This window comes from Sporolactobacillus sp. BBK16-2, assembly GCF_059878335.1.
Genome location: NZ_CM187611.1, coordinates 1,584,690 through 1,598,647, shown reverse-complemented (window position 1 = coordinate 1,598,647; position 13,958 = coordinate 1,584,690). Strand labels below are relative to the sequence as shown.

At 43.9% G+C, this 13,958-nt stretch carries 13 protein-coding genes; all 13 read right to left on the bottom strand.

The features are described 5' to 3' along the window. Nucleotides 1–24 precede the first annotated feature (24 nt). The 13 genes from pgsA to dpaA all read right to left on the bottom strand — a co-directional run bounded on the left by pgsA (nt 25) and on the right by dpaA (nt 13,942). The gene (gene pgsA, locus AC6F33_RS08040) at nt 25–603 is read right to left on the bottom strand and encodes a CDP-diacylglycerol--glycerol-3-phosphate 3-phosphatidyltransferase (protein ID WP_255746370.1); all 579 of its coding nucleotides are present in this window, start codon (nt 601–603) and stop codon (nt 25–27) included. 127 nt (nt 604–730) lie between these two features. Then, the gene (locus tag AC6F33_RS08035) at nt 731–1,621 is read right to left on the bottom strand and encodes a helix-turn-helix domain-containing protein (RefSeq protein ID WP_255746368.1); all 891 of its coding nucleotides are present in this window, start codon (nt 1,619–1,621) and stop codon (nt 731–733) included. A gap of 43 nt (nt 1,622–1,664) precedes the next feature. Then, nucleotides 1,665–2,411, bottom strand: coding sequence for a DUF3388 domain-containing protein (locus AC6F33_RS08030; protein ID WP_500778092.1), 747 nt, complete (start codon nt 2,409–2,411; stop codon nt 1,665–1,667). A 237-nt stretch (nt 2,412–2,648) separates the two neighbouring features. After that, nucleotides 2,649–2,921 carry a DUF3243 domain-containing protein gene (locus AC6F33_RS08025; RefSeq protein WP_255746365.1) on the bottom strand — a complete coding sequence of 91 codons (273 nt, stop codon included), beginning with the start codon at nt 2,919–2,921 and terminating at the stop codon, nt 2,649–2,651. A gap of 71 nt (nt 2,922–2,992) precedes the next feature. Further along, nucleotides 2,993–3,721 (bottom strand): elongation factor P 5-aminopentanone reductase, encoded by a 729-nt coding sequence (ymfI, locus tag AC6F33_RS08020; protein ID WP_255746363.1) that lies wholly within the window; start codon nt 3,719–3,721, stop codon nt 2,993–2,995. A gap of 36 nt (nt 3,722–3,757) precedes the next feature. Further along, nucleotides 3,758–6,070: a DNA translocase FtsK gene (locus AC6F33_RS08015; RefSeq protein WP_500778091.1), complete on the bottom strand. Its 2,313-nt coding sequence runs from the start codon at nt 6,068–6,070 to the stop codon at nt 3,758–3,760. A gap of 164 nt (nt 6,071–6,234) precedes the next feature. Beyond that, nucleotides 6,235–7,902, bottom strand: coding sequence for a ribonuclease J (locus AC6F33_RS08010; RefSeq protein ID WP_255746360.1), 1,668 nt, complete (start codon nt 7,900–7,902; stop codon nt 6,235–6,237). 241 nt (nt 7,903–8,143) lie between these two features. Further along, the gene (gene pcp, locus AC6F33_RS08005; protein WP_500778090.1) at nt 8,144–8,773 is read right to left on the bottom strand and encodes a pyroglutamyl-peptidase I; all 630 of its coding nucleotides are present in this window, start codon (nt 8,771–8,773) and stop codon (nt 8,144–8,146) included. A 73-nt stretch (nt 8,774–8,846) separates the two neighbouring features. Continuing rightward, nucleotides 8,847–9,746, bottom strand: coding sequence for a 4-hydroxy-tetrahydrodipicolinate synthase (gene dapA, locus AC6F33_RS08000; protein ID WP_255746358.1), 900 nt, complete (start codon nt 9,744–9,746; stop codon nt 8,847–8,849). A 5-nt stretch (nt 9,747–9,751) separates the two neighbouring features. Further along, nucleotides 9,752–10,999, bottom strand: a complete 1,248-nt coding sequence (gene dapG, locus AC6F33_RS07995) for an aspartate kinase (RefSeq protein WP_255746357.1) — start codon at nt 10,997–10,999, stop codon at nt 9,752–9,754. An 84-nt stretch (nt 11,000–11,083) separates the two neighbouring features. Then, nucleotides 11,084–12,142 (bottom strand): aspartate-semialdehyde dehydrogenase, encoded by a 1,059-nt coding sequence (gene asd / locus AC6F33_RS07990; protein WP_500778089.1) that lies wholly within the window; start codon nt 12,140–12,142, stop codon nt 11,084–11,086. Nucleotides 12,143–12,464: 322 nt separating this feature from the next. Continuing rightward, the gene (locus AC6F33_RS07985) at nt 12,465–13,049 is read right to left on the bottom strand and encodes a dipicolinate synthase subunit B (protein WP_255746354.1); all 585 of its coding nucleotides are present in this window, start codon (nt 13,047–13,049) and stop codon (nt 12,465–12,467) included. Next, the gene (gene dpaA, locus AC6F33_RS07980; RefSeq protein WP_500778088.1) at nt 13,046–13,942 is read right to left on the bottom strand and encodes a dipicolinic acid synthetase subunit A; all 897 of its coding nucleotides are present in this window, start codon (nt 13,940–13,942) and stop codon (nt 13,046–13,048) included. The genes AC6F33_RS07985 and dpaA overlap by 4 nt, the downstream gene beginning before the upstream one ends. Nucleotides 13,943–13,958 lie beyond the last annotated feature (16 nt).

Below are 13,958 nucleotides of genomic sequence, written 5' to 3'. Positions count from 1 at the left end.
AACTCGTAGTGCAAGTCTGCCCGCTTATTTGGATCGGAAAATAATCTCGCGGTTCTTATAAAAATAGTCCGTTCCTGAAAGCACTGTAAGAACAACCGCGATCCAGAGAATAATCTGATCAAGAGGGAATCCGTTCAAGCCAAAAGGTGCATTATTAAACAAGAATAAGATGATCGCCACCATTTGTGAAAATGTTTTCCATTTAGCAATCTTGCTTGCTGCAATGACTTCCCCTTCTTCAACAGCAACTAAGCGCAAGCCGGTGACGGCAAATTCACGTGCAAGGATCAGGATCACAAGCCATGATGCCATTCTTCCCAATCCCACAAAAGCCACAAAAGCACTCATCACGAGCAACTTATCCGCCAAAGGGTCAAGCAGTTTTCCAAAATTTGTAACCAAGTGATACTTGCGTGCCAACTTTCCATCGAGCCAGTCAGTAAAAGAAGCGAGAACAAAAATAATAGCAGCAAGCAGTTGAGAAACAGGAAGCTGATAACCTTCCCCGCCAAGATTGCCGAGTTGAATCGGTGCCAAAAGCAGAACTAAAAAAAGCGGAATCATGAACATGCGTGCAACAGTTAATTTATTGGCAATATTCATTGAGAAGTCCTCCTACAAATAAATGATCGGGTAAACGGTGACGATACCTCTGATAAAGGATCAATCCGTTCAGTAACCAAAAAAAGTGAGCCGCCTCAGCGGGCTGGCTCCAATAAAATGAATTTGTTCACTTGCTGAAATTAATTAGAAGGGTTTGTACTGTACTTGAATTTGAAAAATCAACATTATGGCCGTTAATTTTCAATTCCGTTCCAGGCACATTACCAAATTTGAGCCGCAGCGTCTGCACATCTGATGCATCAAAATGATAGGATTTCTTTCCGGTGCTTGCCGCAGTTCCTTGAGCAATTTGTTTATTTGTTGTGTTGTCTACCGCTTCAAACCAAGCGGGGGAATCTGATTTAGCTGAAACTGTAACATCAAAAGTCGAGGTCCCAGAAAGCGTATATGTTGTTGTTGATCCTTCCTCTTTTTCCTTCTTCAGGACTTGTTCAGAAGAAGAATCCGAATTACTCGCCGAATCAGAGGAACTACTGGATGACGAACTATTCGGAGGCGTGCTGTCGCCTTTGAATTGAACGGAATTGCTGCTGCTCTGATCTGCTGATTGTTTGGATCCGTTTCCTGCAATATGTGTCACAAGAATATAAACAATCATCAGCGCGATCAAGATAAAAACAACCACAATTGCTTTGTTAACAAATGATGACCAGTTTTTTGATCGGATTGCATTTGTACGTAGTTTTTTCGGTGATCGTTCATTTTCACTTCCATCAGGAGGTGTGATACGTGTTTCCACATGCTGGCGTTCAAGCTTTGGCATATCACTGGAATACTGTTCCGTCAGATTTTTAAAATCCAGTCCGACTGCCTCTGCATAGCTTTTAATAAAAGCACGAGTATAGAAGTCACCGGGAAGCTGGCTGTAATCGCCATCTTCAATGGCTTTCAGATAACGCCTTTGAATTTTTGTTTCTTCTTGAAGATCGTCCAGTGACAGATTTTTCTGTTCCCGGGCTTCCTTCAGCGCTTGACCAAGTTCACTCAATCCTAACACCTGCCATTATGAATTAAAATAATGCCATGAAAAACAAGGAGTCCTATGACACTTCGTTTGTCATTTCCTCTTCGCGATGGCTTCGAAGTTCAATGATATAATCAAAAGTGTCCATCGAAAACTCTGTTTCCTTGATAAAAATATCCGGATGCTCAATTACTTTAGTAACAGGGAGCCGCATCAATTCACGAATCAGACTCCAATGGCTTTCCGAACCGGATCTTTGCGAAACAGCTCCGTCAATGACGAAAATATGATCACGAGACCGCTCCTCTTCAGAAAGTCTTGTTCGAATCGTCTGTTTCAAAAGTGTTGATGAAATAAATTGCCAGCGTTTATTTGCAGATACACTTGCTGCGACAATCGACTCCGACTTGCCTACTCGCGGCAACCCACGAATGCCGAGCAGGGGGTGTGTCGGCATCTTAAACAATTCTGCCATAAAATCAACCAATAAGCCGATCTCATCACGCGAAAAGCGGAATGTTCTACGATCTCCTGTATCTCTCTCTATGTATCGGCCATGACGGACAGCAATTCGATCACCAAGTGTCGGCTGCCGTATCTTGGTCAGATGAATAGTCTCCATCTTTTCGATTGCAGCTAAAAATTGTTTGATTTGTTCGTCGTTCTGAGATTTAACCAGAAGTCCGCGACGTTCATGATCCACCCCATTGATGGTCAGGATATTAATTCCGAGAACACCAAGCAGCGAAGAAACTTCTCCAAGTAATCCAGGCCTGTTCTTATGTATTTCGTACTCCATATACCATTCTTTACCGTCGGACATAAAGTTTCCTCCATCGGTTCACTGTTCGGAGTCTCAGTTCCCTTACTGTATCATAACACCATTAGAGACTGTTCCAAAGACCCTTCTTCAGAACATGTTCGAAAAAGTTCAGATGCCAAAATTCACAGTTCAATTATTGTAAAGTACACTACTAATATTATCATAACTTCATTATTTTAACGATACAGACACTGAAAAAAGAGACGTACAAATACGCCTCTTAAAAAAAACCCGGTATTAGACAGATTGATGCACGTTTAATGAGTCCGAAGTAACCATTTTCATGATCAGTCGAGCAAGTATTGCGCGTTCTGACTCACCTGCTACTGTCCATAAGTCTTTAAGCACCCGATCTTGATCGTTCTTCGGATCCACATGTTCGCTCAGATAATCACCGATCTTCTTTGCAAATGATGCAATCGTATCATCACTGACACCCATGTTTTCCGCCTGTTCCACCCGATCACCAAGAAAGTCTTTCCAATGTTGCCAGTTATCCAAAATTGACATGCTGATCTCCTCCTTATTTGTGATCCTCTTTAGAATTCCTAAAGGTACACAACCTTATTCATAAGGAGCATTCAACAATACCAGGCGCCGTTTATTGAGATCACTTGACCATTAATGTATGACGCTGAAGGACTCATTAAAAATTGGATTAATGTGCCCACTTCTTCGGGTGCGGCCAAACGGCCCATAGGAATTTCTTCCTTCACTAACTCAATATCTTCTTGACTGAATTTGCTCATCATCGGCGTGTCGACTGCACCAGGAGCGACTGCATTCACAGTAATGCCGCTTGGGGCAACTTCTTTTGCGAGTGCTTTAACAAAGGTGTTTTGTCCGCCTTTTACCATAGAGTAAAGGACTTCAGTCGCCGCACCTTCCAATCCCCAAATCGAGGAAACGAGCACAATCTTCCCAGTTTTCTCATGGATCATCGGCTGAACAAGCTGTTGTAGAATGCGAAATGGACTGGTGAGTTGCAATTGAATCGTTTTCTGAATCGTTTCTTCTTTTATATCCTGGAAGAGGTTAATATCGCTGTTGCCACTGGCGTAGACAACGCCGTTAATTGGTGTGTTCAGCTGCTTAAGCAGCATATCGGGTCCATCTGCTTCAGAGAGATCCGCTTGAATACACGTGAAATCCTGTTCCGGATAATTTTTGCTCAATGCAGCGGCCAGACTCTGAACTGCCGCCTCAGCTTCATGATAATGCAAAAAAAGTGAAGCCCCGGAACCTGCCAGCGCTCGCGCAGCTGCGCCACCGATTGCCCCGCTGGCGCCAGTAATCAAAATTTTCTTCATTCTGTCCACTCCATCGCCGTTTTCATGATTCACTGCCTATCTTCCACTGACTTCATCGCTTTGCTTCGGCACAAGCACAGCACGTGGTTTACTGCCTTCATAAGGACCGACAATATGATTTTCCTCCATTGCATCGATCAATCGCGCAGCCCGATTGTAACCGATTTTGAACTTGCGCTGCAGCATCGAGACACTCGCCGTCTGCCTAGAGGTGACAAGCTGTACGGCATCGTCAAATAATTCATCTTCGACTTTCTCTTGATGCTGTTCCGGCAGTTCTGCCGGTATCATATCTTGACGGTAACTTGCTTTCTGTTGACTAATCACATGATTGACGACCGCTTCGACTTCTTCGTCTGACAGAAAAGCACCTTGAATGCGGACAGGTTTTGAAGCACCAATCGGTAGAAACAACATATCACCTTTTCCAAGCAGTTTTTCCGCTCCGCCTGAATCCAAAATCGTTCTTGAATCCATCATCGATGAAACACTGAATGCGATCCGAGATGGGATATTTGCCTTGATGACTCCTGTAATAATATCCACTGACGGCCGCTGTGTCGCAATAATCAGGTGGATTCCGGCAGCACGTGCCATTTGTGCAAGGCGAGTCACTGTCTCTTCAACATCCTTAGAAGCAACCATCATTAAGTCAGCAAGTTCATCAATAATGACTACAATATAAGGCATCAGCGGCTGCTTTTCTTCGTGCTCGTGATTAAATTTTCGAACCGCTTCATTGTAGCTCTCCAAATTACGTGTGCCGCTCTGTGAGAAAAGTTCGTAACGTCTTTCCATTTCTCCAAGCACATTTTTGAGTCCAAGTGCCGCTTTTGCAGGGTCAGTCACAACAGGCGTCAACAGATGCGGAATTCCATTATATACGTTCAGTTCAACCATTTTCGGATCAATCATAAACAGTTTAACTTCACTCGGTTTCGTCCGCATAAGAAGTGTAATGATGATTCCGTTAATACAGACACTTTTTCCGCTGCCTGTCGCCCCGGCAACAAGCAGGTGAGGCATCCGATTTAAATCAGCAAGAATCGGTTCCCCGGAGATGTCGCGTCCAAGCCCAATGGTGAGTTTTGATGACGCACGTTTTGCATTCTTGGATTCAAGCACTTCTCTGAGACATACCATAGCGACTTCCTGATTCGGCACTTCAATGCCAACGGCTGATTTTCCGGGAATAGGCGCTTCGATACGAATATCCTTGGCGGCTAGAGCAAGCGCAAGGTCGTCGCTCAAACTGAGAATTCGGCTGACCTTCACCCCTGCTTCGGGGTACACTTCATAACGAGTAACGGCTGGCCCGAGATGAACTTCCTTAACAGTTGCACGTACGCCGAAACTTTCAAAGGTCCGTTCCAGAGTACGTACATTCTCCGCAATATGAGTGCGTTCATTATTCTGTGCATTTTTCCCTGGCGCTCTCAGTAAAGATAAAGGCGGTAATTGATAATCTGCATTCTCGACCGGCATTTGCGAGAAATCAGGAGTAACATCTTCTGCCGGTCCATCTTCATAATCTTCTGCCGACATCTGTTTGCTGTCCGTGGTGACCGGATCCTGCATATCCATGGATGTTTCATTAAAATCATGAATTTCAGGTTCTGATGATCTCTCCTCATGCGCGTCTTCAATAATTGGCAATTCATGCTCAGCCTCACGTCGTGATTCCTTCTTTTGTTTCGGTTTGCGTTCTCTCGCAAAAAAATTAGTCATTCCGTTCTTAAAATGAGCAGCACTCTTTTTCATTGATCGGAACAAGCCGCCAAACAATTTCTTTATGATATCGCGAAGTGAGTGACCGGTGATCAGAATAATGGACACAAGGAAGAGAAAGCCTGTCATAAAATAGGTCCCGGTCGTAGAAAAGAGGTAATAAAAAAAAGCGAACCCAATAGAACCGATCATTCCGCCCCCAAGTCCTTGACTTGGAATTGATCCTGACAATTCACCGCGAAAAAGCAGGAACGTATTCAAAATGACCGACCGATTCTGCCACACATTTACGGAAGACAACGCCTCAAATAACCGAACATGACTGACCAAGAGTAATGTAAATGTAAGTAAATAAATACCTGAAAGCCTTCGTGTAAAAAATTCCGGCTGTTTTCGAAACAGAATGTAATATACCGAAAGAACAAGAAAATAGAGGAGAAGAAGGACCCACCAATTTCCGGTGAACAACCGCGCTGCTTCTTTAATCACTTCTCCGGCAACGCCTAAATTACTGATACCAATACAGGTAAGCGCAAACATGCAGAGACCGCCTACTTCATAGATCAGGGTCTCTTTCCAGCCAATACTTGCGCGTGTGCGCTTCCTTTTTTTCTTTGCCATAATTCACGTGCACCTCATTTATTTCTTGTTACATACATGCTTGTCCTAAAGCTCTTCTGTCTTTAATTTACTCTAAATACCTGTTTTTGGCAAAGGATTACTGATCCTCCTTCTTGACCAATTCAACAGAGAGCAAATAAAAAAACCGAGCATTGACCCGGTTTTTAAAATTCCATGATAATTGGCAATATCATTGGACGGCGTTTGGTTTTGTCAAAAAAGTATCGACCTAGCGAATCTCTAATTCCACTTTTTAGCGATGACCACTCAGATACGTGCTGTGTCAGTGATTTCGACAGCACATCGGAAACGATATGATTAGCTTGATCTAAAAGATCTTCCGATTCACGAACATAAACGAATCCGCGTGTGATGATTTCAGGACCTGCAAGGATCTTCTTCGTCCTGCGTCCCAGAGTTACGACAACAATGACCGTACCATCCTGAGACAGCAAGCGGCGATCTCTTAACACAATATTACCCACATCGCCGACACCAAGTCCGTCAACAAGCAGCTGCCCGGCGGGAACTGAGTCCGACGATCTCGCTTCACCGTTTGTGAATTCCACAACATCGCCCTTGTCCAACAAAAATGTGCGGCTAGCGGGAATTCCCATAGATTCTGCAATCTCTTGATGTGCTTTCATCATTTTGAATTCACCATCAATCGGAACAACATACTTTGGCCGAGTTAATTGGAGCATTAATTTAATGTCCTCTTCAGAACCGTGACCCGAGATATGAACATCCTTGCCAAACACAACTTCAGCACCTTCGCTCATAAGCTGATCGATCGCATTCGTCACTGTTTTCTCATTACTTGGCGTTAAGGATGCCGCATAGATAATCAGATCTTTTTCCTTTAATCTCAGCTTCTTATGAAGATGATTAGCAAGACTCGTTAATGGGGTTAACGGATCTCCATCTGCACCGCTTGTCAATATGGCAAGCTCCTGTGCCGGCTGTTTTGTCGATTTTTCCCAATTGATTATGATACTTTCAGGAATGTCGAGAAAGCCTTCTTTGGAAGCGATCGAGATGATGCGGTCCAAATACTTCCCATCAATGGCTACCTTGCGATCATGTTCCGCACATGCATTAAAAAATTGCTGTATACGGTGAATATTGGTCGCATGGATGGAGACGATTACTCGTCCTTCCGCGGAATAGAGAATATGATTGAAACGATCGCCAATGAGTGCATCGGTTGGCGCTTTACCAGGAAGTTCTGCATGCTTGCTGTCAGACAACAGACAAAGAACACCTTTATCCCCTATTTCTGAAATTTTGCTGACATCCGTACGGACTCCTCCGACCGGAGTAAAGTCGAATTTGTAATCCCCTGTATGAACAACATAACCCTGTGCTGTTTGGATCGCATAACCGACAGAATCCGGAACACTGTGATAGGTTCTGAAACAGTCAATGATGCATTGCCCGATTTTTAAACGCTTATCCGGATTAATGGTATTAAATAAATCTTTTGGAAAACTGACACCTACTCTTCTGAGACTTTCCCACACAAAGGCTAGTGTCAAACGTGTTCCGTAGACAGGAACCTTCAGATCTCTCATCAGGTAAGGCAAGCCTCCAATATTCGCTTGATGGCCGTGCGTCAGAAATATACCTTTGATCTGATCGCGGCGATCAGCTAAATAAGAGACATCGGGAATTACTGTATCAACTCCGAGCATATCTTCGTGGGGATGCATTAATCCCGCATCAATAATATAAATGTCATGATTTACTTCAATGACTGTCATATTATTACCAATTTCGCCAACGCCGCCCATTGCATAAATTTTCACGCTGTCTTTCTTTGCATGTGTCAATGGGCATTCCTCCTATTAAGTTGAGCAGTCATCGCTATTGACCCGAACTAATCATTGGTTTTATTATACCCAATCCCTATCGCAAAGTACAATTTTTTCTCATTGATTTTGGAGGAGCAATCCAAGCCTTGTAATTCAGATCAACCGTGTGTTCCTTCACCCCTATTTTTCTCAGTATGCGTGCACCGCTGCCCTCAACAGTATTAATTCATCATTGCAACAGGCAACACCCGGAATCTTATCATACAGTAACTTTCTCAGAAAAAGCCGCCGCAGAGACAATAGCCGCCTGTTTAAGTGCTTCGGTCAACTGATCAATGGCCACGCTTGGTGCGCCGTTTTTTGAGATCTGTTCAGGTAGAAAAGGAACATGTATGAATCCCCCGATTTTCGGCTTTTCAGTTTTTCTGAGTTCATGCATCAATCTATAAAAAACATGGTTGCAGACAAATGATCCTGCGTTTTCAGATAATTCAACCGGAATGCCCAATTCTTGAATGGCACGGATGATCTCATGAACAGGCAACGCGGACTTATATTTTTCCGGTCCGTCTTCCACGATGCTTTGATCATTGAGGACGACGCCTTCATTATCAGGATTTTCCGAGTTGCTTTTATTCATCGCAAACAGTTCTGGAGTAATTGCCTTACGTCCGCCAGCTTGTCCGACTGCAATAATGACATCGGGACAAATAACGCGTACTGATGCAAATAAGCGATCCGCAGCTTCTCTATAGGAAACTGGGAGTTTCGTTGCAAAAAGTTCAACGGTATCCGTTGCCTGCACCCCGTCCAATCGTCTCACAGCTTCCCATGAAGGATTCAGCTTACTTCCCCCAAACGGCGCAAAGCCGCTTAATAACACTCTCATCTCCGATTCCTCCATTAAGATCAAATAAAAAGATGAATCAAATGGTTGCTCTGATTCATCTTTTATCTTTCATTTATTTGCCAATTCTTATATCTGCAGTTTTCTTGAATTCCCGATAGATATTAACCAACGAACCAAGTTCTTGCTCAGTAAGGTCGACCATAGGCAAGCGAACGCTTCCAACATTAATGCCCAGCTTATTAAGAAGCGCTTTCACTGGCGCAGGGCTCGGCGCTGCAAACAGCTCGCGCATAAACGGGAGCATGTTTCGGTGCTGCTCCGCACTTTCTGAAACACGACCGTCAAGAAAAGCACTGATCATTTGTTTCATTTCCGGAGCAATGACATGAGACGAAACGGAAATCACTCCGTGACCGCCAATCGACAAGATCGGCAGCGTCAGTCCGTCGTCACCGCTGTACAGATGAAAATCATCTTTTGTTCCATTAATAATGGTGGCCATCTGATCCAAGTTCCCACTTGCTTCTTTAACAGCGACTATGTTGTCGATCTGCGACAAACGAATAATCGTTTCCGCTGAGATATTGACCTTTGAACGGCTCGGAATATTGTAAATGATAACCGGAACATCCACATGTTCTGCTATAGCTTTATAATGTGCGTACAAGCCAGCTTGATTCGGCTTATTGTAGTACGGAGCCACGGCCATGACTGCGTCTACGCCAAGCTTTGCCGCTTCCTTTGAAAAATCAACTGATAGTTTCGTATTGTTATTGCCTGTTCCGACAATAACCTTAATTCTTCCGTCGACGACACGAACCACATGTTCAAAAAGCATCAGTTTTTCTTCATGTGATAACGTGGGTGATTCGCCGGTAGTTCCCGCAACCACAACGCCATCCGAACCTGTTTTGATCAAATGTTCAATCAGGTCGGTGGTTCGTTCTAAACTTACTTTACCCTTTTCATCAAAAGGCGTGACCATGGCAGTTAACAATCGCCCAAAATCCATTTTTCTCACTCCTGTTTAGGATGTTCCAAGATTGATTCATCGTGTTCTGCCTCAAGATGAAAGGCTTTATGCAGCGCATTTACTGCATCCTTCATTTTATCTTGTTCGACAAGAACCCAAATGGTGTTGTGAGAATCAGCAGATTGTAAAATCCGGATTCCCTGTTCTGTTAAAGCATTGACGATTTTCGAAGCCACCCCAGGAACACCTGCCATACCCGCACCGACTGCAGACACCTTGGCACAATTCTTTTGAACCTCGGGAGCATATCCTCTCGCCTCCAAAATGGCTATCGCCTTTTCGGCAGACTGCTGACTAACCGTATAAACAACACCATTTGGACTAATATTAATTAAATCTACGCTAATTCCTTGTTCAGCCATTGCCTTGAACACTTTTGCCTGTAAATCAAATTCATTTTTTCCGGCACGTACCCTTATTTGGGTGACATCTCGCACATAAGTAATCCCAGTGACCGGACGTTCTACTAAATCCTGACCTCTGCCTGAGCGGTCCATCGTTGTAACAATTGTCCCTAAGCTGTCAGACATGGTCGAGCGAATATGAATCGGGATCTTCGCTGTCATGGCAATTTCTACTGCTCGTGGATGAATGACCTTTGCTCCTTGATAAGCCAGATTGCATACTTCATTGTACGTAAGCATTGACAATCTGCGCGCGTCACTGACGATACGCGGATCGGCAGTCATGACCCCATTCACGTCTGTAAAAATATCAATCCATTCGGCATCAACTGCCGCACCGAGTGCAGCAGCCGAGGTATCGCTGCCTCCGCGCCCTAATGTCGTGATCTCACCATCTCTCGTTTGGCCTTGGAATCCAGCAACAACAATTGCATCGCAATCCTCCAGACGATTTAAGAGCGGGGTGACTTTCATTTCAATGATTTTAGCTTCATTGAAAGCGCCGTTTGTACGAAAACCCGCCTGAGCTCCAGTCATGGCCTCTGAACGAATACCTGCCTGCTTTAACAAATTTGAAAAAACGACCATGGATATTGTTTCGCCGCATGACATTAGAATATCTTTTTCGCGTGCGGAACTTTTACCATCACGAACGAGTGCAAGCAGCGTATCGGTCGCATATGGATCACCTGAGCGCCCCATTGCAGAGACGACAACAACAACCTTATAACCTTTTTTAACTGCTCTCGCGACATGCTCAACTGCGCGAGTTCTCATTTCTTCTGTTTGGACCGACGTTCCGCCAAACTTTTGCACAATGATCTTCAAATTATTCCACCCTTTCGCGTAAGGGAGATCAACATGGAGCAGGATTCATCGATCAGCTTCGCGGCGATTGTTCAGACACAATGTTCAGACCTTAACCAAGCCAAGCTTGAGAAGGCTTTCTGCAATTTGTACCGAATTCCATGCAGCACCCTTAAGTAAATTGTCAGAGACAATCCACATATGAAAACCGTTTGCTACGTCAGGATCGCGCCTAATACGACCGACAAACACTTCTTTTTTGCCCGATGCGTTGGACGGCATTGGATAAACTTGATGTTCCGGGTCGTCTTCAAGAACAACACCCGGAGCATTTTTCAGAAGATCTTTCAGGTCCGATGCTTCAACATCTGTTTTGTCGATCTCAATGTATACAGACTCACCATGGCTGATACTTACCGGTACCCGCACGCAAGTCGCCGACACTTTGATTTCCTGATCGTCCATGATTTTTTTGGTCTCGTTTATCATTTTCATTTCTTCAAAAGTATAATCATTTGGTTGAAACAGATCAATCTGCGGAATAGCATTAAATGCCATCTGATAATGTTTCTTATCGCCCTTAACAGGCATAATCGCCGTTACCGGTGGCTCGTCATTCAAAACTGCTCTGGATTGATCCTCGAGCTCAGCGATCGCTTTAGCTCCCGCGCCGGAAACCGCTTGATACGTAGAGACAATAATTCGATTCAAACCATATGCCTGACGAATCGGTTCCAATGCTGCAACCATTTGAATCGTTGAGCAATTCGGATTGGCGATAATTCCATGATGCTCAAACAGCGCTTTTTCATTAACTTCTGGTACAACAAGCGGCACGTCTTTATCCATACGAAATGCACTTGTATTGTCAACAACAATCGCACCGCGTTTTGCAGCTTCCGGTGCAAGTTGTTTGGATACTGATCCGCCTGCGCTGAACAATGCTATGTCTATGTTCTCAAATGATTCGGGTTTTGCTTCATTTATTGTCCATTCTGTGCCGCCAAATGATACCTTTTTCCCTGCTGAACGTGCTGAAGCCAGCGGATAAAGCGATTTAACCGGCAAAGGAGAACTTTCAAGCATTTTGAGCATACGCGTACCGACAGCACCGGTGACACCGACAACTGCCACATTCAAGCCTTCTGATTTAAGCAAACCCATCTCTCCTCTATTTTCCTAACTGTTTTTTCCTATTATTATATAATTAATAATGGCTTAAAGAAAAGGACAAATCAAAAAATGTCCTTTTTCACCGAAAAATACAGTTTAATTTTATCATAATTTATTCAAGAGAGAAGCAGAGACCCATTTATTTTTTTTATTTTTAGCTTTATTTACGTATCATGTTCATGATCAGCTTATGAGGGGGCATTAAAAAGCCCCAGCATTCGTGACCTTCAGCCAGCTGATCAATTCACAAATTTTATTGAAACAACATGGGAAGATGAGTATCCAATAAACCAAATCAAAAGATAACGTCACTTTATTTTTCGAGGAGAATCGGCTGCTTTTGCCTACCAAGTATTGCATCTTCCACGGTATCAATCAAGAGATTCATATGAGAGACAAGCGAATTCGGTTTATGAATCGGATCATCCTGACCGAATGGAATAAAATAAATGTTTTTCGAAACAATCAATTTGGCAATGTTTTGCAGATTCAACCCCAATCCGTCATTGGTAGATACGCCGAGAACAACCGGGCTTTCGTTTCGAAGCGTCGCTTTTGCTGCCATAAGAACCGGGCTGTCTGTCTGCGCATTAGCAAACTTGCTCATTGAATTCCCTGTCAAAGGCGCGATGACCATACAGTCAAGTGGTTTTTTCGGTCCGTAGGGCTCAGCATCAACAATGGAATCGACAACCTTCTGCCCACTTATTTCCTCCACTTTGCTGATCCAGTCACTTGCTTTGCCGAAACGGGTATCGGTCGTTTTCACAGTATACGTAACAAATACAGACACCTTGCACCCGGCCTCAACCAGCTTTTCAATCTGAGGAACAACTTGACTATACGTACAGTGAGACCCTGTGATGCCAAATCCAATGTGTTTTCCCTTCAGATTCATGACTCATCCTCCTCTGAGAACTTTTGAAGTAATAATTCCGTAAGCACATTAGCGATAATTCTGCCCGCAGTTTTCGGCGCCACCATCCCCGGCAACCCCGGTGTAATCATTGCTTTAATGCCTCTTTTTTTGGCATAGCGAAAATCCGTTCCTCCCGGAAGTGACGCAATATCAATGATAAAGCTGCTTGCCGGCATTTTTGACAGTACTTTACTTGTCAATACCAGAGCAGGTATCGTGTTAATGCATATTTCATTGTCTTCCACTTCTTTTTCTAATTCCTTTAAATAAAAGGCTTTAACACCCATTTCTACGGCGCGGGCAATCTGTTCCGGATTCCGCGATCCAACTTTTACGTGTGCACCAAGTGCATGAAACGTACGGGCGATACTCATTCCGGTTCGGCCGAGCCCAAGTACAATAACATTTGCTTGGTGAATGGTAATATCCGTGTTCTGAATAACCATCATTAATGTTCCTTCAACGGTTGGTATTGAGTTGTAAATTGCCACATCGTCTCTGGCAAACAATTTCACAACTTCACGTTGCGTATCTTCAGAGACTTTATTGAGATAAGGTGTCGAAATACCCGAATAAATGGTGCAATATTCCGGTGTTTCAGCAAGCCATTCTTTTGAAAGGTTCACCGTTTCATTCGAGAACGTGGTCTCTACGTTGCCTTCATGATCAGTCCCGCTTACGGGCAGAATAATGCTGTCTACTTCTTTAGCATTAATCTCATCCATAGTAACTTTGGATGCTCCGTTAAAATTTCGATCCAGCTGATCAAAACCGACAAGCGACAGATGAGCATCAAGCGCAGTCAATTTATTGATGACTTCAATCTGCCGGGCGTCCCCTCCCATGATCACGATATGTCTGTTTGTCAGCATCGACATTCCCTCCGCT

What these genes read in the sequence shown, in the direction of transcription:
- pgsA (WP_255746370.1), bottom strand. Translation starts at nt 603, where the DNA reads ATGAATATTGCCAATAAATTAACTGTTGCACGCATGTTCATGATTCCG.
- AC6F33_RS08030 (WP_500778092.1), bottom strand. Translation starts at nt 2,411, where the DNA reads ATGTCCGACGGTAAAGAATGGTATATGGAGTACGAAATACATAAGAAC.
- AC6F33_RS08025 (WP_255746365.1), bottom strand. Translation starts at nt 2,921, where the DNA reads ATGTCAATTTTGGATAACTGGCAACATTGGAAAGACTTTCTTGGTGAT.
- ymfI (WP_255746363.1), bottom strand. Translation starts at nt 3,721, where the DNA reads ATGAAGAAAATTTTGATTACTGGCGCCAGCGGGGCAATCGGTGGCGCA.
- AC6F33_RS08015 (WP_500778091.1), bottom strand. Translation starts at nt 6,070, where the DNA reads ATGGCAAAGAAAAAAAGGAAGCGCACACGCGCAAGTATTGGCTGGAAA.
- pcp (WP_500778090.1), bottom strand. Translation starts at nt 8,773, where the DNA reads ATGAGAGTGTTATTAAGCGGCTTTGCGCCGTTTGGGGGAAGTAAGCTG.
- dapA (WP_255746358.1), bottom strand. Translation starts at nt 9,746, where the DNA reads ATGGATTTTGGGCGATTGTTAACTGCCATGGTCACGCCTTTTGATGAA.
- asd (WP_500778089.1), bottom strand. Translation starts at nt 12,142, where the DNA reads ATGGGTTTGCTTAAATCAGAAGGCTTGAATGTGGCAGTTGTCGGTGTC.
- AC6F33_RS07985 (WP_255746354.1), bottom strand. Translation starts at nt 13,049, where the DNA reads ATGAATCTGAAGGGAAAACACATTGGATTTGGCATCACAGGGTCTCAC.
- dpaA (WP_500778088.1), bottom strand. Translation starts at nt 13,942, where the DNA reads ATGCTGACAAACAGACATATCGTGATCATGGGAGGGGACGCCCGGCAG.